Annotated in this window: 20 protein-coding genes; 8 read left to right on the forward strand and 12 right to left on the reverse strand. The window is 50.9% G+C overall.

Annotated elements, in window-relative coordinates; all coding sequences use genetic code 11:
• Positions 1 to 9 precede the first annotated feature (9 nt).
• The 4 genes from ABIC79_RS17530 to ABIC79_RS17545 all read right to left on the reverse strand — a co-directional run bounded on the left by ABIC79_RS17530 (position 10) and on the right by ABIC79_RS17545 (position 5,091).
• The gene (locus ABIC79_RS17530; protein WP_119261113.1) at positions 10 to 1,125 is read right to left on the reverse strand and encodes a fimbrial protein; all 1,116 of its coding nucleotides are present in this window, start codon (positions 1,123 to 1,125) and stop codon (positions 10 to 12) included.
• A gap of 9 nt (positions 1,126 to 1,134) precedes the next feature.
• Positions 1,135 to 3,645: a fimbria/pilus outer membrane usher protein gene (locus ABIC79_RS17535; protein WP_225444970.1), complete on the reverse strand. Its 2,511-nt coding sequence runs from the start codon at positions 3,643 to 3,645 to the stop codon at positions 1,135 to 1,137.
• Between the two features lie 105 nt (positions 3,646 to 3,750).
• Positions 3,751 to 4,437, reverse strand: a complete 687-nt coding sequence (locus ABIC79_RS17540; protein ID WP_013573597.1) for a fimbrial biogenesis chaperone — start codon at positions 4,435 to 4,437, stop codon at positions 3,751 to 3,753.
• A gap of 105 nt (positions 4,438 to 4,542) precedes the next feature.
• Positions 4,543 to 5,091, reverse strand: a complete 549-nt coding sequence (locus ABIC79_RS17545) for a fimbrial protein (protein ID WP_013573598.1) — start codon at positions 5,089 to 5,091, stop codon at positions 4,543 to 4,545.
• A 589-nt stretch (positions 5,092 to 5,680) separates the two neighbouring features.
• On the opposite strand from ABIC79_RS17545, the gene ompR reads away from it, so the two are divergent.
• A complete protein-coding gene (gene ompR / locus ABIC79_RS17550; protein ID WP_009635740.1) occupies positions 5,681 to 6,400 on the forward strand; it encodes an osmolarity response regulator transcription factor OmpR in 720 nt (239 codons plus the stop codon).
• Positions 6,397 to 7,758, forward strand: coding sequence for a two-component system sensor histidine kinase EnvZ (envZ, locus tag ABIC79_RS17555; protein ID WP_013573600.1), 1,362 nt, complete (start codon positions 6,397 to 6,399; stop codon positions 7,756 to 7,758). The genes ompR and envZ overlap by 4 nt, the downstream gene beginning before the upstream one ends.
• Before the next feature lie 212 nt (positions 7,759 to 7,970).
• Here envZ and ABIC79_RS17560 read toward each other — a convergent pair whose 3' ends face one another.
• The 7 genes from ABIC79_RS17560 to ABIC79_RS17590 all read right to left on the reverse strand — a co-directional run bounded on the left by ABIC79_RS17560 (position 7,971) and on the right by ABIC79_RS17590 (position 14,936).
• Positions 7,971 to 8,450 carry a PIN domain-containing protein gene (locus ABIC79_RS17560; RefSeq protein WP_013573601.1) on the reverse strand — a complete coding sequence of 160 codons (480 nt, stop codon included), beginning with the start codon at positions 8,448 to 8,450 and terminating at the stop codon, positions 7,971 to 7,973.
• Complete coding sequence (locus ABIC79_RS17565) at positions 8,447 to 8,659, reverse strand: FitA-like ribbon-helix-helix domain-containing protein (protein ID WP_013573602.1); 213 nt, start codon at positions 8,657 to 8,659, stop codon at positions 8,447 to 8,449. The genes ABIC79_RS17560 and ABIC79_RS17565 overlap by 4 nt, the downstream gene beginning before the upstream one ends.
• Before the next feature lie 103 nt (positions 8,660 to 8,762).
• Positions 8,763 to 10,385 (reverse strand): phosphoenolpyruvate carboxykinase (ATP), encoded by a 1,623-nt coding sequence (gene pckA, locus ABIC79_RS17570; RefSeq protein WP_013573603.1) that lies wholly within the window; start codon positions 10,383 to 10,385, stop codon positions 8,763 to 8,765.
• Between the two features lie 227 nt (positions 10,386 to 10,612).
• A complete protein-coding gene (hslO, locus tag ABIC79_RS17575; protein WP_014411506.1) occupies positions 10,613 to 11,497 on the reverse strand; it encodes an Hsp33 family molecular chaperone HslO in 885 nt (294 codons plus the stop codon).
• A gap of 58 nt (positions 11,498 to 11,555) precedes the next feature.
• Positions 11,556 to 11,960, reverse strand: a complete 405-nt coding sequence (hslR, locus tag ABIC79_RS17580; protein WP_013573605.1) for a ribosome-associated heat shock protein Hsp15 — start codon at positions 11,958 to 11,960, stop codon at positions 11,556 to 11,558.
• Between the two features lie 24 nt (positions 11,961 to 11,984).
• A complete protein-coding gene (gene yrfG / locus ABIC79_RS17585; protein ID WP_119261116.1) occupies positions 11,985 to 12,674 on the reverse strand; it encodes a GMP/IMP nucleotidase in 690 nt (229 codons plus the stop codon).
• 114 nt (positions 12,675 to 12,788) lie between these two features.
• Positions 12,789 to 14,936, reverse strand: a complete 2,148-nt coding sequence (locus ABIC79_RS17590) for an intracellular growth attenuator family protein (protein WP_014411507.1) — start codon at positions 14,934 to 14,936, stop codon at positions 12,789 to 12,791.
• Positions 14,937 to 15,378: 442 nt separating this feature from the next.
• Between ABIC79_RS17590 and nudE the strand changes: the two genes are divergently transcribed.
• Positions 15,379 to 15,936: an ADP compounds hydrolase NudE gene (nudE, locus tag ABIC79_RS17595; protein ID WP_013573609.1), complete on the forward strand. Its 558-nt coding sequence runs from the start codon at positions 15,379 to 15,381 to the stop codon at positions 15,934 to 15,936.
• A gap of 74 nt (positions 15,937 to 16,010) precedes the next feature.
• Here nudE and mrcA read toward each other — a convergent pair whose 3' ends face one another.
• Complete coding sequence (gene mrcA, locus ABIC79_RS17600; protein WP_013573610.1) at positions 16,011 to 18,566, reverse strand: peptidoglycan glycosyltransferase/peptidoglycan DD-transpeptidase MrcA; 2,556 nt, start codon at positions 18,564 to 18,566, stop codon at positions 16,011 to 16,013.
• Positions 18,567 to 18,687: 121 nt separating this feature from the next.
• Between mrcA and pilM the strand changes: the two genes are divergently transcribed.
• The 5 genes from pilM (at position 18,688) to aroK (ending at position 23,079) form a co-directional block, all read left to right on the forward strand.
• The gene (gene pilM / locus ABIC79_RS17605) at positions 18,688 to 19,527 is read left to right on the forward strand and encodes a pilus assembly protein PilM (RefSeq protein WP_119261117.1); all 840 of its coding nucleotides are present in this window, start codon (positions 18,688 to 18,690) and stop codon (positions 19,525 to 19,527) included.
• On the forward strand, positions 19,527 to 20,090 hold the full coding sequence (locus ABIC79_RS17610) for a PilN domain-containing protein (RefSeq protein WP_119261118.1): 564 nt from the start codon (positions 19,527 to 19,529) through the stop codon (positions 20,088 to 20,090). The genes pilM and ABIC79_RS17610 overlap by 1 nt, the downstream gene beginning before the upstream one ends.
• Positions 20,087 to 20,947 carry a pilus assembly protein PilO gene (locus tag ABIC79_RS17615; protein ID WP_119261119.1) on the forward strand — a complete coding sequence of 287 codons (861 nt, stop codon included), beginning with the start codon at positions 20,087 to 20,089 and terminating at the stop codon, positions 20,945 to 20,947. The genes ABIC79_RS17610 and ABIC79_RS17615 overlap by 4 nt, the downstream gene beginning before the upstream one ends.
• Complete coding sequence (gene hofQ, locus ABIC79_RS17620; protein WP_112198413.1) at positions 20,947 to 22,209, forward strand: DNA uptake porin HofQ; 1,263 nt, start codon at positions 20,947 to 20,949, stop codon at positions 22,207 to 22,209. Before ABIC79_RS17615 ends, hofQ begins: the two co-directional genes overlap by 1 nt.
• A 348-nt stretch (positions 22,210 to 22,557) precedes the next feature.
• A complete protein-coding gene (gene aroK, locus ABIC79_RS17625) occupies positions 22,558 to 23,079 on the forward strand; it encodes a shikimate kinase AroK (protein ID WP_014333540.1) in 522 nt (173 codons plus the stop codon).
• Positions 23,080 to 23,088 lie beyond the last annotated feature (9 nt).

A 23,088-nucleotide genomic window follows, 5' to 3' on the forward strand; every position in this document is an offset into this window, starting at 1 on the left:
GTGGCAGGCTTATCGGATATCTATTTTCAAGGTCGCCATCCCACTGAATTCGCCGGTATCCAGCCCGCCACCAATGAGGTTAATTGGGTAAGCCGTCATAGAGATGTTTCCCATACCGTTTTGATTCATGGGTAAGTTTCCAGATTCAAAAGGGATCGCTGTACCGCTGGCATTCTCAACGCGAATACCAATATCGGCTTTATTGTCAGAAGGCCGGCGTCTGGCGACCAGCGTGTACTGATCTGTCAGGTCGTCCCCCTTCAACAGCATGGCAAGCTGTGTACCTGCCGGGATCTTCGGCAATCCATTGGCTGTGCAGTCATACGTAATGTTGAACGTTACAGGAATAAACCCTCTGGGAGGCTGATTGAGCGTGGTGAATTTATTGGTGGCGATGGCACCGAAATTGACCGTGATCGTTTCACCTTTATTGATTTCGCAGCTTTGGGGTACGGTCAGTTTTCCGCTGACGTAGACGCGGGCAACAGGGGAGCCAAGCGGAGGGGCGGTCACTATGGCCGTACCTGATGACAAATAAATCTCAGCGATCTCTGTTCTTGGTATATCCAGTTCTCCGATAAAAGGGGTGGTGATATAAAAAGTTAATGAACCTTGAGAACCAATGTCGAGGCTGGCACGGGTATTTTGCTGCACGCAAACGCCGTTATTATTTGCATCTGTGTGATGCGTGGCATCGCCAAGTGTTTTGGTCGTCGGCACCGGAACATCAGTTGCCGGAGGCAGATCAAGGCTTGCTTTGACATCAATGTGGTCATTAATTTTGTAATATCCCGGCTCAGTTCCCTTAGGTAAGGCGGTTTTTACGGTGTACATCAGCAGTACTCCACTGCGGCTGCTGGCATCTTTGTCGGTACAATTGCAGGCAATGGTGTAATTTTGCATTCCACCATTCATGCTTTTTTCATACTTTTTCCCTCTCTCGTTGTCCGACGCGGGGATGTCTTCATGAAGAAAGTTTTCATAACTCACGGCGGCACCATTTTCTGGCGAGCACATTGCCGATCCCGCTTGTGCGAGGGATGAAAAACTATTTATGGCGATCCCCAACAGTGCGAGCTTTATGAGTGATGTCAGGTTGTGCAAAACCTGTTTTTTAGTGTGCATGAATTATCCTTAAATACACTGAGCCTTCAGCGAATTCACCTGAGAGGTTGAGGCAGAAATGTTGAGTTGAGCCTGACATTGCTGAGATGCGTTATTCCCCCATTTGACATGAAGTAAAACGGGTTTTTCTAACGGGATACCTGACAGATAAACGACGCCGCCCTCATCCACGATATTGCTTTGTTTATCAGTGGCCGCCACGGCACCAAACGGGACTGTGGCCCCGTTTGGTCTGACAAGTGTCACCAAAACTCTGGCCCCCACTCGGGCATCAAAATGTGCCGTCACCATGGCGCCGGAATTCGGGATCACAATGGCTGAGGTATTTTCGATATCTACGTCGTCAGGCAGGGTGGTGGTGTCCATGGCGATACGGTTTTCGTTATACGCAGTCAGATACGGGACGACAGCAAAACCACGCCAGTCTGTTCTGACGCCAGGAAGATTTTGCAGACGTGCCCCACTGGCTCCATTGGTATCAATCAATGCAAAGGAATCACCGAGAGGTTGAGACAAAGTGGCACCCCGGGAATGCGCCACGATCCCGCCGGCAATGCCGTAGCTGAGTTGCTGAGAATCCCTGCTGTAATTGTAACCTGCATTGAGATTGCCAAAGGAGGAGCGGTAAGAAGAGTAAAGGTTGCTGCCGCTTTCACTGTTATGATCGGTATAACTTTGCTGAACTGAATAGCTCAGGCGACGATCGTCAAGCGCGGTTCCGCTTAATCCAACCTGATGCCGTGTCCCTTCGCCTTTCTGGTGAGAGACATTGTATGTCCCCCAGCTTTGTGGCAACCAACGGCTGAGCGGAATACGGACGTTCAGGGATATCTGTTGATCGTTATCCTGATCCTGTAACTGGCTGTAGGAATAGCTCAGGTTATAGCTGATACCAAACAGACTGTTGTTTAAGCCCAGTGAGAGATTCTTCTCCTTGCCGCTGTTGTTCCAGTAGTCCTGTTTGTATCCTGACAGATACAGGCTCGCGCCTTGCCACAATGTCTGATTGATATTGAACTGGATTTTACTGCGTTTGTGATAATCAAGTTCCGGAGCATTGTCGCCATCAAGATATTGTGTAGACTCATCGAAGTCGTAATATCCCGCACTTGAGTACCGATAGCTTGCCAGACTGAAATCTGTGTCGGTCATTTCAATATTTTTCGAATACTGGACGCGATATGACTGACCTGAGGTGGTTTGATTATTGTCCAGTGTGGAACGGGCATGGGTAACATCAGCCGAAATGCCGCCCAGCCACCGGAGGTTATAACCAATACCGATGAGTCCTGAGAGGTAATCTTCAGATACCACAGAGCCACCGTAGGACGTAATGGTGTTTGAAAGACCATAGATAGCCGTACCTTGAGCAAAGGTTGGCTCTTTCTCATTGTTATCTGTCGCGCGATAAGTCCCCGCAGTTGCGCTGTATTTCAAACGACCAGGGCGTTGCATGATGGGAATCGCTGAAAAAGGCTGATTAAACCGGCGTTCAGTCCCGTCAGCTTCTTTCACCGTTATCTCAAGATTTCCGCTGTAGGATGAGGGATAAAGATCGTTAATCTCAAAGGCACCCGGAGGGACAAAAGACTGATAAATAATGTGATCATTTTGCCGGATAGTGACTTCTGCATTTGAGTTTGCAATACCCCGGATGGTGGGTGCGAAACCGCGCTGGCTGTTTGGCAGCATATTATCGTCAGAAAAAAGCTGAACCCCGGAGAACGGGACACTGCTGAGGATTTCTCCGGAGGTCGAGTTTTCACCGATTTGGAATTTTGATTTTAAGGTTTTGATATCCCGTTCGGCGTAGGTTGAGATCGTATCCCAACGCTTCTCACCTCCGCTGTTGCTGTAAGTCGTATAATTACGTAAGCGCCACGGGCCTACGTTGAAGCCATTTTGCAGATTCAGGTATTGGCTGGAATCATCACTGCCATTTCGGTAACTCCTCTGGCCGCCTGAATAGGAATAATTTGAGAAAAGTACAGGTGCGCCGTCATCCCATTTTTCCGGATCAATATAGTCTTCAGCTTTTTGAAGGATCGCTGCCTGCGGAATGCTGAAATTAAGCTGCATGAGGTAGAAATCAAATTTGACGTCTGCAGCAGGGATATATTGTGCAAGCGAACCCAAAGGTGCGTCCGGCTGATGATTTTTTAACGCCGGAAACGCATCAACATTGACGCCCAGTAACCGCAATATATCAGGCGTGATCTGTGGCTCAAGCGTGCCGTCTGGTTTGGACAAGTAGCTGATTGAATGACGTATTTTTAATTTTTTATTCACATACAATGCAGTGTCATAGTTACCTGGTAACTGTGCCTGGTCATTACTCTGGAACAACGAGAGGTCGACATCCCCAACATCACCGGCTTGACGCTCGATGAACTGAGGATCGAAATAGACATTTTCTGAACGGGCCGGGTGAGCGGCGAGTAATCCCAAAGCCGTACTGGCCAGCAGGCCACCCAGTTTTAGCACGAGCGGCGCGGAGGTCTTTTTAATGTCTCCAGACAAGCTCTTCTGTAAAAATTTTTCATCCGTGAGCATAGTTTTCTCGTGCTTCTGAGTTGCCGTAATTAGGCGATTGCTGTGAGTTATGGCGTGGCTTTATTGGTCCGGTTACAGAGGTTGCTCATATCGTTCTGTCGTGCCGCCATAGTCATTTATCGCTTCCCATTTCACACTGTTGCCTGAGATTTTCGCGGGAAGAATGACATCCAGCTCGCTCAATGGCGCAATCATGGCCACCTCTTTTAAAAAAGTTGAGCCAATGCTGAGTGAACTGAAAACAACGTGATAAGGGCTCTGATTCTTGATAACGAGATGACCGTTATTTCTGGAGAAAGTGAGCGCCTTCGGTGCTTCAAACGATTTTCCGGGCAGTTTTGTTGGCCGGTAAAAGAGCTTTATCCGCGTATTGACCACCAGTTTAAGTTCGTTTTTTGTATTTTTTGGCGTTGAAGGTATCGCTTTAACATTGATATAGAAAACGGACTCTCTGTCTGTCGGGAGGACGCTGCCGTTATAGGAAATGCGCAGGTTACTTTCCTGTTGAGCATTCAGTCGAAATAGTGGCGGGGTGATAATAAAAGGACCGCGTGTTTTTTCTCCCCCCGCATCAACCCACGATTGTATGAGGAAAGGATTGTTATCGGCATTATTTTTAACGGAAAGGGTAGCTTCCCTTTTATCTGCATCATAAATAACGCGTGTCCGTCCGACAATAATTCCGCCGGCATAGGTTATTTGTGATGTAACTACTGAAGTTATAATGAAAAGTAATGTTAATATTTTTGACTTACCCATTCGAATATGAATCCTTACAGTAGCAATATATCCATGCGGTAATTGAATAAACGTATAAGAAATGCCCTGTAGAATTAATTTTTTACAGGGCAAGGCTCAAAGTACTTATCTGTAATCGAGAGTGACTTTCACGCGCGCGTCTGCCGCACCGGCAGTGATATCGCCAGGCAATTTAAACGACTCATAGTATGCGAGAAGGTTGACATTCATAACCTTTCCGGGGATTGGATAGATGATGTCAGGTAATCCGTTGATTTTCATTATCTCGTTGGTTTCTGCATCTTCGATTCTGATGCCGACACCATCCGCCATTTCATCACCGTAATCATTGCCAAGTGCAATCAAATCAGTGGTATCAGCAACGGTATCTGACTCCAGCCATATCCGGAAGTGAGGGGTAGGATTACTTTCAGTAACGACAGGACAGTTATCAAGTGGCAGGGTAAAAGGGATCTTCGGAGAGAGATCACCAATTTCCTGGAATTGAGCTGCTGAATAAGTCCCTAAAGGTATATTGAGCTCTTCACCCCCATTGATTTCACAGGCCTCTTCAACAATCGCACCCGTAAAATTAATAGCGCCATCGATCGCATAGCTATTTGCAGCCATAGCCAAAAATATCCCACCCGCTAAGAGCTTGAACTTGGTTTTCATTTTTTGCGTCCATTCAGAAATAAAAATTAGTGGTTAATCTAAAGATGACTTTATCGGATTAAATAAAGTGAATTCATCACCTTCAGACGCCGGATTCTATCAAGTGTTCTATACATTGAATAGTCGGTGGCATCCTGTCTAATTAAATGATAATGAGTTTTTAATCTGAAATATCACTGTCTATGATCTTTATGGTTTGGTTAATTCATTCAAATGATCAGTTGGTGGGTAAATGATCTATTTCTCAAATAAAATATTATCCTTATCACTTTATTATTAATCAAACGAATAAGTAAAATCACCAAACTTTTATCCCCACGGGCACATTGAGATGATCATTTTCCTGATACTTTCGGTAGAAATGCTCAGATAATGACCAGAAAAACGGATGAGCAGGTTTGCAGAGCGGGACACCCCGTAACAAACCAACCTTCGCTTGCAGAAGACTCCTCTGATATTGTTGATAAATTAGGAAATCCATAATCATTGTTACAATTTCGACTAGAATATATACCATTAAACGCTGTCTGTTTTGGCTGACTTTTCTAACAATACAAGCTTGAGGCATTCACGCCTTTGGGAGATTTAAATGCAAGAAAATCACAAGATTCTGGTGGTCGATGACGATATGCGCCTGCGTGCACTTTTGGAGCGTTATCTGACTGAACAGGGCTTCCAGGTGCGTAGCGTTGCCAATGCTGAACAAATGGACCGTTTGCTGACCCGTGAGTCATTTCACCTGATGGTTCTGGATCTGATGTTGCCTGGCGAAGATGGCTTATCTATCTGCCGTCGTCTGCGCAGCCAGAGTAACCCGATGCCGATCATCATGGTGACGGCGAAAGGGGAAGAAGTTGACCGTATCGTGGGCCTGGAAATCGGCGCCGACGACTACATTCCTAAGCCATTTAACCCGCGTGAACTGCTGGCGCGTATCCGCGCAGTCCTGCGGCGTCAGGCCAATGAACTGCCAGGCGCACCTTCTCAGGAAGAGGCGGTTATCTCATTTGGTAAGTTCAAACTAAACCTCGGCACCCGCGAAATGTTCCGTGAAGATGAGCCTATGCCACTGACCAGTGGTGAGTTTGCCGTGCTGAAAGCGCTGGTAAGCCATCCGCGTGAGCCACTGTCCCGTGACAAGCTGATGAATCTGGCGCGTGGCCGTGAATACAGTGCGATGGAACGCTCTATCGATGTGCAGATTTCCCGTCTGCGTCGTATGGTAGAAGAAGATCCGGCGCATCCGCGTTACATTCAGACTGTCTGGGGTCTGGGCTACGTATTTGTACCGGACGGCAGTAAGGCATGAAGCGAATACGCTTTTCACCGCGTAGCTCGTTTGCCCGAACTCTGTTATTAATCGTCACCTTGCTGTTCGTCAGCCTGGTGACGACCTATCTGGTGGTGCTGAACTTCGCCATTCTGCCCAGCCTGCAGCAGTTCAATAAGGTATTGGCATACGAAGTCCGTATGCTGATGACTGACCGGCTGCAGTTGGAAGATGGGACGTTGCTGGCGGTTCCACCGGCATTTCGTCGCGAAATCTACCGCGAACTGGGCATTTCTCTTTATACCAACTCTGCGGCCGAGGAGAGTGGCCTGCGCTGGGCGCAGCATTACGAATTCCTCAGTCAGCAGATGGCGCAGCAACTCGGTGGTCCTACTGACGTGCGCGTCGAGGTCAATAAAAATACCCCGGTGGTGTGGCTGAAAACCTGGTTGTCGCCTGACATCTGGGTGCGGGTTCCCCTTACTGAAATCCATCAGGGCGATTTCTCTCCGCTGTTCCGCTATACGTTGGCGATTATGTTGCTGGCGATTGGTGGCGCGTGGCTGTTTATCCGTATACAGAACCGCCCCCTGGTTGAGCTGGAGCATGCGGCGTTGCAGGTAGGGAAAGGTATTATTCCGCCGCCGCTGCGTGAATACGGTGCGTCTGAAGTGCGTTCTGTGACGCGGGCGTTTAATCAGATGGCTGCCGGTGTCAAACTGCTGGCCGATGACCGTACCCTTCTGATGGCGGGCGTCAGCCATGATCTGCGTACGCCGCTGACGCGCATTCGTCTGGCGACCGAAATGATGAGTGACGATGACAGTTATCTCGCCGAGTCGATCAATAAAGATATCGAAGAGTGCAACGCGATTATTGAGCAGTTCATCGATTATCTGCGCACCGGACAGGAGATGCCGACCGAGATCACCGATCTTAACGGTATTCTGGGCGAAGTGATTGCGACGGAAAGCGGTTATGAACGTGAGATCGACTCTGGTCTGGCGGACGGCGAATTGCTGGTCAATGCTCATCCGCTGTCTATCAAACGTGCCGTGGTGAATATGGTGGTGAATGCCGCCCGTTATGGCGACGGCTGGATTAAAGTCAGTAGTGGTCGCGAATTGCAGCGGGCCTGGTTCCAGGTTGAAGACGACGGCCCGGGCATTGAGCCTGACCAGCTTAAGCATCTGTTTCAGCCATTTGTGCGTGGCGAAAGTGCGCGAACTACCAGCGGAACCGGACTCGGGCTGGCGATTGTTCAGCGCATTATTGATGCCCACTCAGGCACGCTGGATATCGGGAAAAGTGACCGCGGGGGATTACGAATTCGGGCCTATCTGCCGTTACCGGTTGAGATGCTGAAAGCGGTGGCGGTACAGCAAAAACTGGTTTGATTAAGGGGAGCCTTAATGATCCCTTTTATTCAGACAGGTGAAAGTTTCGGTTTCTCAATTTCGGCGATCACTTATCGCGCTGCGGCAGCTGAAACATAGCCAGCGCGGAGCGCGCAATAGAGCCCGGGATTCCTTAAGGGGGGTGGCGATAAGCCACCTTTAAGGCCGGTGTGGGTGGCAACCCACGGTTTAACAGCAGCCCAGCCGCTGGCTTAATTCTTCCTGCTCATCACATAATACTCTGCCGCTTCTTCCCGCCATCGTGGTGTTTCCGCCGTATCCCATGGATTAACTAACACCACGCCCGTGTGTGCAAACACTTCTGCGTGATCTGTGGCAAGCCCCGCCTGATGGTTCAGGCAGATTGCCGCGAGCTGCATATCACGCTCCGCCATCTCAATATTGGCCGCCTTCGATAAGGCCATCACACGCGGGTAATACAGCGCGCTGGCCGCATCAAACGGCAATAGTCTGCCCGCGAAATCCTGGTTCATCATCTCCAGCAAAGCGTCCGAAAGCGCGGCTTTCGGCTGATTCTCCGGCAGACTATCCGCCCAGCTGAAAAGCGCCGCGACGCTCAGGCTGGTCAGATACAGTTGTGTGGCGTCCTGCGCGTCCAGCCATTGCAGCACGTTCTTTTGCGGGAAGGGGCTAATCATCTCAAGGATGACGGCAGTATTGAGGATGATCATTTCGGTGGCAGTTCCAGATGTTCCACGCTCAGGGAAGAAAAGCGCTGGCGCAGCTGACTGCCCAGACCAAAATCAGGCACTGTAGTGGTCAGCGCCTGTTTTAGTATCAAACGTGCTTCTTCTTCCATCGAATGGCCTTTTCTGGCCGCCGCAATGCGCAATAATTCCTTCACATCATCATCCAGATTACGAACGGTAATCGTCGCCATATCAGGCTCCTCTGACAGCAATGCTGTCATTCTGAAATGCCGCTGGGCTGGTTGCAATAAAAAAGGCGCGGAAGCCCGCGCCTGATAAGAGTTTGCCAGCAGATTAGCGTTTCGGTCCGGCACTGACCAGTGCGGCGCCAGCCGGGGTATCGGTGTATTTGTCGAAGTTATCGATAAATAACTGTGCCAGATGTTCAGCTTTTTCCTGCCACTGTTCACGGCTGGCGTAAGTATTGCGCGGATCCAGAATATGCGTGTCGACGCCCGGCAGCTCAACCGGCACCGCCAGATTAAACAGCGGCAAGGTGAAGGTTTCCGCATCATCAATGGTGCCGTTGAGGATCGCGTCGATAATAGCGCGGGTATTTTTCAGCGAAATACGTTTGCCGGTACCATTCCAGCCAGTGTTCACCAGATAGGCCTGAGCGCCTGCAGCTTCCATGCGCTTCACCAATACTTCGGAGTATTGCGTCGGGTGCAGCATCAGGAACGCCGCACCAAAGCAGGCAGAAAAGGTTGGCGTGGGTTCAGTGACACCGCGCTCAGTTCCGGCCAGCTTCGCAGTGAAACCGGACAGGAAATGGTATTGCGTTTGCGCGGCTGTGAGACGGGAAACCGGCGGCAATACGCCAAACGCATCGGCTGTCAGGAAAATCACTTTACTGGCGTGACCGGCTTTCGATACCGGTTTCACGATATTTTGAATGTGATAAATCGGGTAGGAGACGCGGGTATTCTCAGTCTTGCTGCCGTCATTGAAGTCGATTTTGCCGTCTGCGCTGACCATCACGTTTTCCAGCAAGGCATCGCGTTTTATCGCACCGAAAATTTCCGGCTCGGCGTCTTTGCTCAGTTTGATGGTTTTGGCATAGCAGCCACCTTCAAAGTTAAAGACGCCGTCATCGTCCCAGCCGTGCTCATCATCGCCGATAAGCTGACGCTTCGGATCGGTGGATAAGGTGGTTTTGCCGGTACCGGAGAGACCAAAGAACACCGCCACATCGCCTTTTTCGCCGACGTTCGCTGAGCAATGCATTGAGGCGATACCCTGCAATGGCAGCAGATAGTTCATGACTGCGAACATGCCTTTCTTCATTTCTCCGCCGTACCACGAGCCGCCTATCAGCTGGATACGTTCGGTCAGATTGAAAGCGATGAAGTTTTCAGAATTCAGACCCTGTTTCTGCCAGTCCGGATTGGTACATTTCGCGCCGTTCATCACGATGAAATCAGGCTCGAAATTTTCCAGTTCATTGACTTCGGGGCGAATGAACATGTTCTTGACGAAATGTGCCTGCCAGGCGACTTCCGTAATAAAACGTACTTTCAGGCGTGAGTCTGCATTGGCACCGCAGAAGGCATCAACGATAAACAAACGTTTCCCGGATAGCTGCTTGCTGACCAGCGCCTTGAGTGATGTCCAGATTTCCTGCGACAGCGGTTTGTTATCATTTTTCCCTTTGCCCTGATCAGCCCACCAGAGCGTATCGCGTGTGGTGTCATCACGGACGATATATTTATCTTTCGGCGAGCGGCCGGTGAAAATGCCAGTATCGACATTCACTGCACCGAGCTCTGTCACCTGCCCGCGCTCATAACCTTCCAGGCCCGGGGCCGTCTCTTCTGCAAAAAGAGTTTCGTAATCAGGGTTATAGACAATTTCGCTATTCTGGTGGATCCCATACTGGGAGAGTGTTTCGGCGGTGATCCCGATAGTGGTAGGCATTTCCCTGCTCCTTGCTGAATTTGAATCCCGTAAATAGGGATAAATCAGTTGCTATTGTAGGTATATATCGCTTTTGTGCCACGACAGCTCTCAAAGAATAACGGTAGATGTGAATGTTTTTCCAGAATTGTGATGAAAAACCCGAAAGGTGTGCAAATGAGGTTATGGAATAGCAATAAAAAAGGGACTTTTCAGTGAAAAGTCCCTCAGGCTGCGTGTGTTAACGATCAATGAACGTGGTCATCTCCGGAATGAACGTCGCCGCCAGCTTTCAGTGTCGCCATATCCATCGCGTCAAATTCATAGTCCGTGCCGCAATAATCGCAGTGCATCTCTATTTTTCCATCAGTTTCCAGCATGTCGAGCACATCTTCATCCGGCAGCGTCAGCAGCGCTGCTGCACAACGTTCGCGGGAACAGGTGCAACGGAAACAGACATTCTGCGGTTCATACAGGGTGACCTCTTCCTGATGATACAGACGATAAAGCACTTCGTTGGCAGGCAGGGTCAGCAGCTCTTCCGCTTTGATGGTGGTGGTCAGTTGTGCCAGATGGCTGAACTCTTCCGGATCAGTATCTTGCGCTGGCAGAACCTGCAACAACATGCCGCCTGCAGCAGGCTGGCCTTCAACTTCACCCGTGCGGATGAAGATGCGGGTTGGCAGCTGTTCTGACTGCATGAAGTAGTTTTCCAGACACTCTGCCAGGTTTTCGCCTTCCAGCCCCACGACGCCCTGATAGCGTTCGCCGACGGTCGGAGAAATCGTGATCACCATGTAGCCGTTGCCAATCATCTCTTTCAGCGAGCTGCCTTCGGTAATGTCACCCTGCAGACGTGCGACGCCGCGCAGTTCCTGCTTGTTGTTACCGTTGATCACGGCCAGTTTCAGCGGACCATCACCTTGCAACTGCACGGTAATATCGCCGTCAAATTTCAGGGTGGCAGTCAGCAGGCTGGTCGCCACCAACATTTCACCCAGCAGATTGCGCACTTCTGCCGGATAGTCGTGACCGGCAATAACCTGCTGGAAAGTTTCTTTGAGCGAGACCAGTTCACCGCGAACGGCGTGATGATTGAACAGGTAGCGATGCAGTTGGTCGTGATTAGACATAATTTTCTCTCTGTTTAGCGAACTCAAATCCTTCATCCCTCCTGGAAGGACTTTGGATTTATTCAGAATCGCCATATTTAAATTTGATCAGGTTGCGGCGTTCCTTTTTGTCCGGACGTCTGTCCGGATGCGGCATCGCGTTCATTTTGCGTGCTTCGGAGATTTTTTCCCGGCTGGCAATGCTCGCCTCAGTTTCCTGATACAGTTTCTGTGCTTCTTCTGCACTACGGCGCTGAGTGGTCAGCCCCAGAACGATGATCGTTTTTGAGTCATTTCCCTGACGCAATGTAATTTCGGCATTCAGTTCCATCAGCTTGCTGGGTTTCCCCCGCTGGCCGTTGTAATGCACTTTGCCGCCATCAATCATCTCGCGTGCCAGCGCGCGGGTCTTATAAAAACGAGCCGCCCACAACCATTTATCGAGGCGCACTGCATTATCGTCGTCTTCCGTTTTACCTTTCATATTCTTCCCCTGAGCGTACCGGTGTTACTTAGCCGGGCCTGTTACGGGGTGAATTGCAGGCAACAGGCTGCGGTAATCATTGATGGAAGGATGTCCTTCAAATGACTTATTTGCCATGGTCGAGTCCGGATTTTCTATACCCAGACAATAGCGGATGCCGAAGGTTTTTGCCGCATTCAGGATCGGTTCACCGTCATCGACAAATAATGTCCTGTCGGGATTAAAGCCCGTTTGTTGCTGAACTGCAGACCACAGCCGCTGATCTTCCTTCGGATAACCAAATGTGTGGGTGGAAAGTAATAAATCAAGGTGCTGGTCTAATCCGGTATGTTCAATTTTAACGGAAAGACTGTGCGGATGCGCATTGGTGAGCAAAATTGTCTGTCGTCCGCTTTCACGCAGGTGAACCAGAAACGGCAGCGTGTCGTCGCGAAGACGCGCATTTTTGCCGATGTTCGTCGTCATCTGGTAGATATCCAGACTCAGCCTTTCACTCCAGTAGTCGAAGCAATACCAGTTCATGGTGTGCTGGACGGCAAGATATTCGTCATGAATTAACTGGCGCGCGTTTTCAAGCGGGATCGCACGCTGCTGGCTAAGGGCAAGAGGGACATCCTGCAACCAGAACTGGCTGTCAAAAGCCAGATCCAGCAATGTGCCGTCCATATCCAGTAAAACAGTATCGATGCATTGCCAGTCAAAATCGGGGGGCATGAAGACTCCAGGTTCTTGCGGCTGTGAGAAACCGCAGGGGCGAACAGATGAAAGCAGGGAAGGGCGTCAGGGTAGCATAATCTGACCGGGTGGCGCAGGGACACCCGGTGGTTTTCAGCCCAGTTTTTGCACGGGGATTGGCATTAACGTGGGATGAAAGCAGGAGTTATAATATTGCTGAATATCGTCGATTCTGCGCTTATCTTTGATGAAACGGCGGGTAAACAGCACGAGATTGACCGCCAGAACACCGATTAACAGTAACAGTAATAAGCTGGTGCCCAGATAGCGCCAGAGCGTTGAGATATCCGGCTCGCTGTGCAACGAAATGTGACGGGTTCCGTTGGCATCAATGCTGATACTGGTGATCACGCCCTGCGCACTGAACGGTGTATGTAGCAGGAGTGTCGATAATTGTTGCAGTTGCTTCCACTGCTCCTGAGGCGGGTTAGCAAACACGCTGACCGGAGGCGTGGGCATTTCAATCAACTGGCGTCCTTCATCGTTACTGATCAAGAATCCGCCCGGTGGCGGGCTGTTAAGGCTGTCAGCGGCGCGACGGGTTTCCTGAACAAAGAAAGAAGACGTTGCGTTATTCACCAGTTCACTCAGCGATTGCGCGCTGACCGGACGCAGCAGAACGTTAATCCCCTGCAATGTGCCTGCTTTTGCCCGCTTCACCAGCGAATTCCAGTTGCTCGAATTGCCCAGATTCACCAGCGCATTTTTCAGACGAACACAATCGTTACTGTTTCCGCATAGCGTTTCGGTTTTCAGCACGATATCCGCGAAATCATCAAGCAGGATCATCCCGGATTTCTCGATGGCGGTGGCCAGTTGCGGGTTAATGTTTTGCTCGGGGGTTTGGTTCTGGCCGGGATGCAGCTGGTTGTTCACCGTGGTTTGCAGCGCTGTAGCTGCATCAATAATTTCTGACTGCGGCACCGGCAGCGGCGTCGCGGTATTCCAGTAAATCGCGGAACAATCAAAAGGCATAAAACCGGATGCAGAACGGCTGGCCGCCGGTGGCACATAACACATGCCGGTACCCTGAACTTTCAGGGTGTCGCCGACGCGCAGGGCAGCCTTTTCCAGTTCCTGTACGCTGTTAACCTGCGAACTTTGTGCACCTTGCAGCCAGGCTACGCTGAGTTTGAGCGGCAGGCCAAGCGGCACATAAACCAGTAACGCCAGCAGCAAGAGGAAGGCGCTGGTGGCGAGCACCAGGTTTCTTCCCCACTGCTGGAGCGGGAATCTTTTCACTTCCTCGTGCAGTGTCAGATAGCTTCCCTGGCGGACAACGTGGCTGTTCATATAGACTTCCACGTCCGTTGGCTGTCCGAGATCACGACCAATATAGGGCTGCCAGTGAGGCGGATAAATCAGGTCTACCGCACCGAGCGAAATATTGCTGATATCACCTTGTTTGGATTCACCGAACAAACCCCAGCGTTTAGGTAAGCCGCGCAGGCAATGAATTTCCTTACGATTTTTACCTAAACGTTCAGACACAAACCGCCAGATAACCCAGGCGGCTAATCCTGCCGAAATCACCAGCAACCAGGGCAGAAATATCACCGGACTTTGCAGTGTGATGAAAAGCAGAAGCAGAATAGCGGAAACAGCCAGCGCTTCTTTTACACCATTCGAACGGGTCAGCGCATGCTCTTCACGTGTTTCGCGACGCACTTTGACCAGTTCAATATGCTCGCTTTCTTCATGACGGATAGACGCATTTTGCGGCTGAGAAGGTATCACCGCCGAAACCGGCGCCGGGCCTTCGTAAACGTGCTCGGTCAGCGTATGACCGTTGAGTGAAATCACCAGCGGCAGAGTCTGTGTTTTGATCAGCTCGACCTGGTTTTCCTGAGCAATGTATTGCTCCCAGAATGGCGGCAGGTGAATTTCAGTAGAATCGAGGAAGTAACGCCATTTGTTAGGATCTTCGCTCGCCACCCCATAACGGGTGATCGCGCGGGTCAGGCTATAAACATTTTCGCTTTTGGTGGTCAGCGTCAGTTTATCGCGCAGGATAATCAGATTATTGCGGTGGGTGATCGGTGTCTGGCCGAGGCCTTCATTTTGTCGCAGATAGCGTTCTACTGCGTCGCGTTCTTTCTGGGAGAGTTTGCGCTGACTGGGTGTGGAAAAACGCACGACTGACTCGCCGCGTTGGCGGCGACGCAATACGAGCCAAAAATAAGACGCTGTGGCAATAATTGCGATACACAACAACACCAGTGTCACGACTACTGTGCTCATCCGATCCCCGTTCAGACGTGGGTGACTTACGTCAACTCTGTGAAAGTATTATACATATAACGAAATGCACATTCTGCGCATGGGTGCTTTTTGATAGGAATTTTATTATTGTTAACCTGAATCGCGTGCACAAAAATACCACGCTAGAGGATACCTGCATTTGGGAATTAACGGGTATCGGTATAATCCTATTTTTAAGTGAGAGTGTTTTTGTTAAAGCAAAAATGTGACAGCCATGAGTCAACGTGTTTTTTTTGCGCGATTAACGGCGATTATTTAGTGACATTTTGAACGGGAAACAGGCAGGACAAAGACAGTTTTTCAGTAAAGATTGCGATGCTGACGCTCCTTAACGCACAATGACTACCGGTAGCGGCTTTTGAACAGACAAACGAACCCATTAGAACACCTCTGGTCAGGTGAATAATAAGTTGGGGATGAGATGACACAACACCTGCAAAAACCGAAAATTACGAAGGTGGAAACCGTAGCCCGTTCGCGATTATTCACCATCGAATCTGTTGATCTGACATTCAGCAATGGCGCTGAACGCGTGTATGAACGCATGCGTCCTTCCGATCGCGAAGCGGTGATGATTGTACCGATCATTGATGATGAGCTGTTGTTAATTCAGGAATATGCCGTTGGGATTGAAAGCTACGAGCTGGGTTTTCCCAAGGGCCTGATTGATCCGGGTGAAGGTGTGCTTGAGGCGGCGAACCGGGAACTGATGGAAGAAGTGGGCTACGGTGCACGGCACTTTGACGTGCTGGCAAAACTGACCATGGCACCTTCTTACTTCTCCAGTCGCATGAATATCGTCATTGCTAAAGATTTGTATATGAAAAGCCTGGAAGGTGATGAGCCGGAACCTTTGCCACAAACGCGCTGGCCGGTGTCACGCATGATGGAACTGTTGCAACATCCCGATTTTTGCGAAGCCCGCAACGTGAGTGCGTTATTTCTGGCGCATGAGTTTCTGATGCGCAATGCCCGCTGAGCCTGCGATAAAACATCATTAAAAAAGCCGGTCATGCATTACGCAGACCGGCTTTTTGCTTTACAGCTCAGGCATCAGAACAGTTCGTGTTCCTGACCGTTATCCATGATGGTTGTTCCGACCTCATGCACAGCATGTTCTGTCGGCTGAGTCCCGTCGATAAAGTATTCCGGGCGACTGTTACCGCCGCCGTCAGAAAGCTTACCGGTACTCTTATCGATAGTGACGGTCACCACACCCGGAGGCGGAGTCTGTGGCTGTTCCGGCACTCCTTCCAGCACGGCTTTCATGTAATCATCCCAGGCTGGCTGAGCACTTTTCGCGCCGCCTTCGGCACCGGAGATTTGATCCGGGATGACACCGGAAGCCGTCGAACGGCCCAAATCACGACGGTGATCGTCAAAGCCAATCCAGACTGATGTCACCACGTCAGGGCCATATCCGGAGAACCAGGCATCTTTCGAGCTGTTGGTTGTCCCGGTTTTGCCGCCAATGTCGTGACGTTTCAGGTCGCGTCCTGCGCGCCAGCCCGTCCCCATCCAGCCCGGTTCCCCGAAGATGTTGGAGTTCAGTGCATCACTGATCAGGAATGACAGAGGAGTACTGATCACATGCGGTGCGTATTGCTGTGCGGCATCAACCTGTGGCGAGTTCGGCGGAACCTGCTCAAGTTGTGGCGTTGGCACACTGGTATTGTTATTGATGGTGGACGTAGCAACATTTTCTACGTTGTCATCCGACAGCACGGCAGATTTCTGCGTATCCCCATAAATAACCGGAATATTACAGGTACGGCAGGCGATTTTAGGTTTAGCTTCAAACTGAACCTGGCCGGATTCATCCACGATTTTGGTGATGAAATACGGGTCAACCAGATAACCTCCGTTGGTCAGTGTGGCGTAACCGCGCACCACCTGTAACGGAGTGAATGAAGCAGAACCCAATGCCAGTGATTCGGAATGAACAATGTTCGCCGCCGGGAAGCCAAAACGCTGCAGATATTCAGCCGCGTAATCCACACCCATCGCACGCATCGCACGCACCATCACCACGTTTTTAGACTCGCCCAGACCCTGACGTAAACGGATCGGACCGTAATACGTTGGCGGGGAGTTCTTCGGCCGCCAGTCGGTACCGGCACCGGCATCCCAGCGGGTGATTGGCATGTCATTCAGGATAGTCGCCAGCGTCAGGCCTTTATCCATTGCTGCGGTATACAGGAAAGGTTTGATGTTCGAACCGAGCTGACGAACCGCCTGATTGGCGCGGTTAAACTTACTCTGGTTGAAGTCAAAGCCGCCGACCAGTGCTTCAATGGCACCGTCGTTTGGATTGAGTGAAACGATGGCTGAGTTGACATCAGGCACCTGCGCCAGCCACCAGTCATCACCCACTTTACGTACCCAAACTTGCTGACCAGGGCGCACCACGTCAGTGACTTTTTTCGGTGTCGGGCCCTGAGCATTGTCATTACGGTAAGGTCGCGCCCAGCGCATGCCGCTGAATGGCAGGCTGATGACCGCGCGGTTGGACATCGTTGCCGTCGCCTGAGCGTCGTCCGTTGCGGTGATAACGGCCGGGAACAGCGGGCCATACACCGGCAGGGTTTTCAGCGACTGAACAATCTTGTCCTGATCCCACGCAGGTTCACCCACTTTCCATAACTGATTTGACGGGCCACGGTAACCGTGGCGCATATCGTAATTGAGCACGTTGGTGCGCAGGGCTTCCTGCGCGGCCAGCTGGGTTTTCTTGGTAATGGTGGTGTAAACCATGTAGCCATCGTTATAAGCATTGTCGCCATAACGTTTCACCATCTCCTGACGCACCATTTCGGTCAGATACGGCGCAGAAAACTCGATATGTGGAGCATGATAATTCGCCACCAGCGGCTCAGCACGCGCCTGATCGTACTGGGCCTGCGTGATGTATTTCTCATCCAGCATACGCGCCAGTACGGTGTTGCGACGCGCCAGAGAACGATCGTGAGAATACAGCGGATTGAAGGTTGACGGTGCTTTTGGCAGACCGGCAATCACCGCCATTTCACTGAGCGTCAGTTGGTTGACATTTTTCCCGAAGTAAACCTGTGCAGCGGCACCCACGCCATAAGCGCGATAACCGAGATAGATCTTATTCAGATACAGCTCAAGGATTTCATCTTTGGACATCATCTGCTCAATGCGGATGGCCAGAAATGCTTCCTTGATTTTACGGGTCAGCGTGCGTTCAGGACTCAGGAAGAAGTTACGGGCCAGTTGCTGAGTAATGGTACTCGCGCCCTGTGAGGCGTGGCCGGACACCAGCGCAACGGAAGCCGCACGGAAAATACCGATCGGGTCCACGCCGTGATGTTCATAGAAACGACTGTCTTCTGTCGCGATAAACGCATGCACCAGTTCCGGTGGGATCTGGTCGAGTTTCAGTGGGATACGGCGCTTTTCACCATATTGAGCGATTAAATCACCCTCGGCACTGAAAACTTGCATTGGTGTTTGCAAGCGCACGTCTTTAAGCGTGGCGACATCGGGTAGCTGTGGCTCGATATATTTATACAAACCGAAGATCGAGGCGGCTCCCAGCAAAATGCAACACACTGCAAGAATCAATAAATACTTTACGAACTTCACCTGAGATTTCCCATTAAGTGTCAATTGGGCAGTTTATAAACAACCGCGCGGTAGTATAAAGGCAAGCCAGCAACATGGATACGTTCTTTTATTTACCTGACGATATGGAGATTGGGCGAAAATGCGACTACAAGCATGGCAGGTAGGTCTGGATATTCAAGCCGGTTTTGCCCGTGCGATCGCCGTTCAGCGGCGGCGTCATGGCTGGCAATTACGTCACTGGTGGCAGCATCCTTTGCCTCCTTTCACATTGCGGGAGGGGATATTACATGAGACCGCACCGCTGATCGCCCTTTTATCGTGCTGGCGAAAAACGCTGCCGACGTCTTTTTCATTACGAATAAGCCTTCCTGCACAACGTATTATGCAACAGCGAATGGCCGCGCCCGATGCCCGGTTGGGTGAGCCGCAGCGCAGTGCGTTTATTTTCGCTAACGCCGCGAAACAATTCCCCCTCGGCATGGAACATCTGGTGATGGACTACCGGGCTGATCCTCATGGTGATAATCAGTTGGTGGTTACAGCCGCAAGGCAGCAGGAAATTGAACAGTGGGTGCGATGCATGGTGCAGGCACGGTTGTTTCCGGATGCTATTGAACTGGCCCCTTGCGCACTTCAGATGGCGGCCTGTGCTGCCGGCGTTCCGGGTGATGCATTGCTGATTCATCCCCTTGACGATGCCTTTCTCTGGGCTTCGCCGCACAGCTTGCCGTTCCAGTTTGGCTTGCTGGATCACGCAGAGGCCATGACTGAAACCTCAATTTCTCAGAAGATCCGCACACAGTATCGCGCGGCCGCATTATGCCACGCGGAGGACTATTTCAGTGGCGAATCGCCATCTGCGGTAATGCAATGCTGGTCGCCATTAAGCGCAATCGCGCAATTGTCCGCGCCTTTGCCTGCGAATCCCGGTGCATTTGCGCCCGCCGTCGGGCTGGCTATTCGTCAGGCGGATTACTGATGCTCCAGGTCAATTTATTACCGTGGCGAAAGCTGCGCCGTCAAAAGCGGATGCGTTGCTGGCTGAAGATTTTCGTTTCGTTTCCGGTCTCTGTGGTGGTCTGTGCCTGGCTTCTGGCCGCTTTCATTGCGCAGGAGCGGACGTTATTGCAGGTGAAGCTGTCAGCGCTAAATTCAGGCATTCAAAAGATTATGCTTCAGCAGCGTCGTGTGGAGGCCGCTTCAGCACAGGTAAAGGTTCTGACTGAAGCACGCCTTTTGAGCCACCAGCGTGTGCAGCGGAGCCGGGACTATCTGCAATTATTGGAGCTGCTGGCGTTAAAGATGCCCGAAGAACTGTGGCTGACTGAGCTGACAGAATATCAGGGAATGCTGACGTTAAAAGGTGAAGGGCGGTTGTACCACGACATTCTGGCATTGAGCGACATGCTGTCGGCAGGAGACTTGCTCAGCAAGGTCAGTCTTTCTGATGTACAGCAACAGCCCAACCAGAATCTGAGCTTCGTGATGAAAACGCAGTTTCGCGCTGAAAGGCCACTGCCTGCGCCGGAAGTACCGCAATGACCGGTTTTCTATCAGAGCGTATTGAACCGCTGATGGAAAAACCCGGCTGGCAGCGGGTATTCATTCTGACCGCATGTTTAGTGATGATGGTTTTAACGCTGTATCAGTTCGGATTGCGCGGATTATGGCAGCAACAGGAAACCCTGAAACGGGAGATTGACATCGCACAACAGACCCTTTCCCTGGCTCAGGTGACGCTAATGCGCATGATTCCACTGGAAAGACTGGATCAGGAACTGGCCGGTAATGCGACATCACTGCGCAAAAGCCTGCCTCTGGAGCAAGCGTTTTCCCGGCCACTGAAAGACTCTCAGGCGGTGCTGATTCGCTGGCAACCCGTTTCGCAACCGAAACAAGAACCGCAGGGTGAATTGCAATTGCAGGTGACTTTTACCGAACTGATGCATTTTCTTCATGCGCTGTTGCAACGTCCCGAACAGCCTGCGTTTAGCGAGCTGAATCTGCATACCACCGGTAGTGGTGGGATGAAAGCATCAGTGTTACTGACACAAACTGCGCCAGCGGCGGAGTTTGTTAGCGGTGTCGTCGCGTCGAAAGCCGTGCGTGATCCGTTTAATACGCCACAGACACCCGACTGTGCTGGTGTTTCTCCGTTATCTGAATGGCTGTTAAGCGGGATTTCAGATGTCGGAGGGCAACGTTATGGCTGGCTGCTTTCTCCGCAGGGGCGCTGGAATAAAGTCGAAACAGGTTCACTCGTTGGGATGCCGCAATGGACGGTTGAAGTGCTCAGCAGTGTGCAGGTTGAACTTAGCCTCAGTGACGCACGTTGCGGCTTACAGCGTCAGATTATCAGGCTGGGTAAAGGTAATGATTCTCCAGGGAAAGGAAAATAATGAAATACGTAAATAAACGGATTGTGCTGTTTTTGCTGTGTTTATGTCTTAGCCCGGTGAAAGCCGGTACGCCACCGCTGATTTCGCTGGAGTTTCAGTCCTCGCCGGTCGGCTTGGTATTGCAGGCGCTGGCGGATGCCCGGCAACTGAATCTGGTCACCGCACCGGGTTTGGACGGGCAGATAAGTGTGAAACTCAAAGATGTGCCGTGGCAGCAGGCGCTCGACATCATTCTGCAAATGAACCATCTCACCAGTCAGTTGCAGGGCAACGTTTTATTGGTGTCGCCTGAAGAAGACCCGCAGGTTGTACAACAGCGGATAAAAGATGCCGCCGATCAGCAGGCGCTGCAAAGCCCGCTGATCAGCCTCACCGTCCCTTTGCAATATGCGGATGCGAAAGAGACGGCGCTTAGCCTGAACGCTCAGAAAGGATCGCTGTTGTCGCAAAAAGGCAATGCTTCTGCAGATACCCGCACCAATACGCTATTGTTACGTGACACGCAGGCGGCGCTGGATGTGGTGGCACCGTGGGTAAAGGAGATGGATTTACCCCTCCAGCAGGTCCAGCTGGCGGCGCATATCGTCACCATGAACAGCGAAAGCCTGCGCGAACTTGGAGTGCGCTGGGGATTTACCGGGGAGGAACCCATTACAAAAGCGGTGCGCATGAACAATTTCAGTATGGGAATGCCGGTCGAAAATCCGATATTTACTGCCGGCTTCAATCTTGCACACATCAGCGGGCGGATCCTTGATCTCGAACTGACGGCGCTTGAGCAGGAAGATAAGGTCGATATTATTGCCAGCCCGCGGCTGCTGACGGCGCATATGCAGACTGCCAGTATTAAACAGGGAACGGAAATCCCGTATCAGGTTTCCAGCGGGGCGAGTGGCAGCACGTCGATCGAATTCAAAGAAGCGGTGCTGGGAATGGAAGTCATGCCGAAAATTCAGCGTGACGGGCGTATTCAACTGGCGTTGCAGATTAGCCAGAACATGCCGGGGCGAAGTATCAAACAGTCCGAAGGCGAGGCGCTGGCGATCGATAAGCAGGAAATAAAAACCCAGGTGACGGTAAAAAACGGGGAAACGATCGTACTCGGCGGGATATTCCAGCGTAAAAACCAAAAAACGGATACGAAAGTCCCTGTCCTGGGTGACATTCCGGTGGTCGGTTCTTTGTTTAAACACCAATACACCAATGAACAGCGGCGTGAGTTGGTGATTTTCATCACTCCGACCTTAATCCTCACCCGTTAAATGGGTATTCTTACCCCTTGTAAATGACTTAATAACGTTGAGCGCATGCAACTTTTTGTGTTGCAAGAGGCTTCTGAGTTTGACGCTGCCGTCGATTTAGCTTACAAGGGTTACCGAATTGAGCACCGTGATCTTTTTATTACGACAGACACGCCGATAAAAACGTACGGTTTCCCTCCTGCGGCGTGCAAAGTGATTTATTCGGTTGCCAAACTACCAAGAGTGTTGAGATAATTTTTTTCTGATCTCGCACTATATCGCTCATGAGGTTTCAGTTTAGGTCCCGCCGCTAATTTGATTGGCGGGGCGGGTTATCATCAACGAATTGTCTTAGTAATACCGAAAAACATGGCAGAGAAACGCAATATCTTTCTGGTTGGGCCTATGGGTGCCGGCAAAAGCACTATTGGTCGACAGTTAGCTCAGCAACTCAATATGGAGTTTTTCGACTCCGATCACGAAATTGAGCGACGTACCGGAGCTGATGTGGGCTGGGTATTTGATTTGGAAGGCGAAGACGGATTCCGCGACCGCGAAGAAAAAGTGATCAACGAACTGACCGAAAAACAAGGCATTGTTCTGGCGACAGGTGGCGGTTCCGTGAAATCACGTGAAACCCGTAACCGTTTGTCAGCGCGTGGCGTTGTCGTCTATCTTGAAACTACCATCGAAAAACAACTGGCGCGTACACAACGCGACAAAAAACGTCCATTATTACAAGTGAGTGCTCCGCCGCGTGAAGTGCTTGAAGCACTGGCGAGAGAGCGTAATCCTTTGTATGAAGAGATTGCCGACGTCACTATTCGTACCGATGATCAAAGTGCCAAAGTCGTTGCTAACCAGATTATCAATATGCTGGAAAGTAACTGATTATTGGTG

The organism is Rahnella sp. 2050, assembly GCF_040544515.1.
Lineage (GTDB): Bacteria > Pseudomonadota > Gammaproteobacteria > Enterobacterales > Enterobacteriaceae > Rahnella > Rahnella aceris.

Coding starts and splice junctions, on each gene's coding strand:
- ABIC79_RS17530 (WP_119261113.1), bottom strand. CDS start 1,125: ATGCACACTAAAAAACAGGTTTTGCACAACCTGACATCACTCATAAAG.
- ABIC79_RS17540 (WP_013573597.1), bottom strand. CDS start 4,437: ATGGGTAAGTCAAAAATATTAACATTACTTTTCATTATAACTTCAGTA.
- ABIC79_RS17545 (WP_013573598.1), bottom strand. CDS start 5,091: ATGAAAACCAAGTTCAAGCTCTTAGCGGGTGGGATATTTTTGGCTATG.
- ompR (WP_009635740.1), top strand. CDS start 5,681: ATGCAAGAAAATCACAAGATTCTGGTGGTCGATGACGATATGCGCCTG.
- envZ (WP_013573600.1), top strand. CDS start 6,397: ATGAAGCGAATACGCTTTTCACCGCGTAGCTCGTTTGCCCGAACTCTG.
- ABIC79_RS17560 (WP_013573601.1), bottom strand. CDS start 8,450: ATGATCATCCTCAATACTGCCGTCATCCTTGAGATGATTAGCCCCTTC.
- ABIC79_RS17565 (WP_013573602.1), bottom strand. CDS start 8,659: ATGGCGACGATTACCGTTCGTAATCTGGATGATGATGTGAAGGAATTA.
- pckA (WP_013573603.1), bottom strand. CDS start 10,385: ATGCCTACCACTATCGGGATCACCGCCGAAACACTCTCCCAGTATGGG.
- hslO (WP_014411506.1), bottom strand. CDS start 11,497: ATGTCTAATCACGACCAACTGCATCGCTACCTGTTCAATCATCACGCC.
- hslR (WP_013573605.1), bottom strand. CDS start 11,960: ATGAAAGGTAAAACGGAAGACGACGATAATGCAGTGCGCCTCGATAAA.
- yrfG (WP_119261116.1), bottom strand. CDS start 12,674: ATGCCCCCCGATTTTGACTGGCAATGCATCGATACTGTTTTACTGGAT.
- ABIC79_RS17590 (WP_014411507.1), bottom strand. CDS start 14,936: ATGAGCACAGTAGTCGTGACACTGGTGTTGTTGTGTATCGCAATTATT.
- nudE (WP_013573609.1), top strand. CDS start 15,379: ATGACACAACACCTGCAAAAACCGAAAATTACGAAGGTGGAAACCGTA.
- pilM (WP_119261117.1), top strand. CDS start 18,688: ATGCGACTACAAGCATGGCAGGTAGGTCTGGATATTCAAGCCGGTTTT.
- ABIC79_RS17610 (WP_119261118.1), top strand. CDS start 19,527: ATGCTCCAGGTCAATTTATTACCGTGGCGAAAGCTGCGCCGTCAAAAG.
- ABIC79_RS17615 (WP_119261119.1), top strand. CDS start 20,087: ATGACCGGTTTTCTATCAGAGCGTATTGAACCGCTGATGGAAAAACCC.
- hofQ (WP_112198413.1), top strand. CDS start 20,947: ATGAAATACGTAAATAAACGGATTGTGCTGTTTTTGCTGTGTTTATGT.
- aroK (WP_014333540.1), top strand. CDS start 22,558: ATGGCAGAGAAACGCAATATCTTTCTGGTTGGGCCTATGGGTGCCGGC.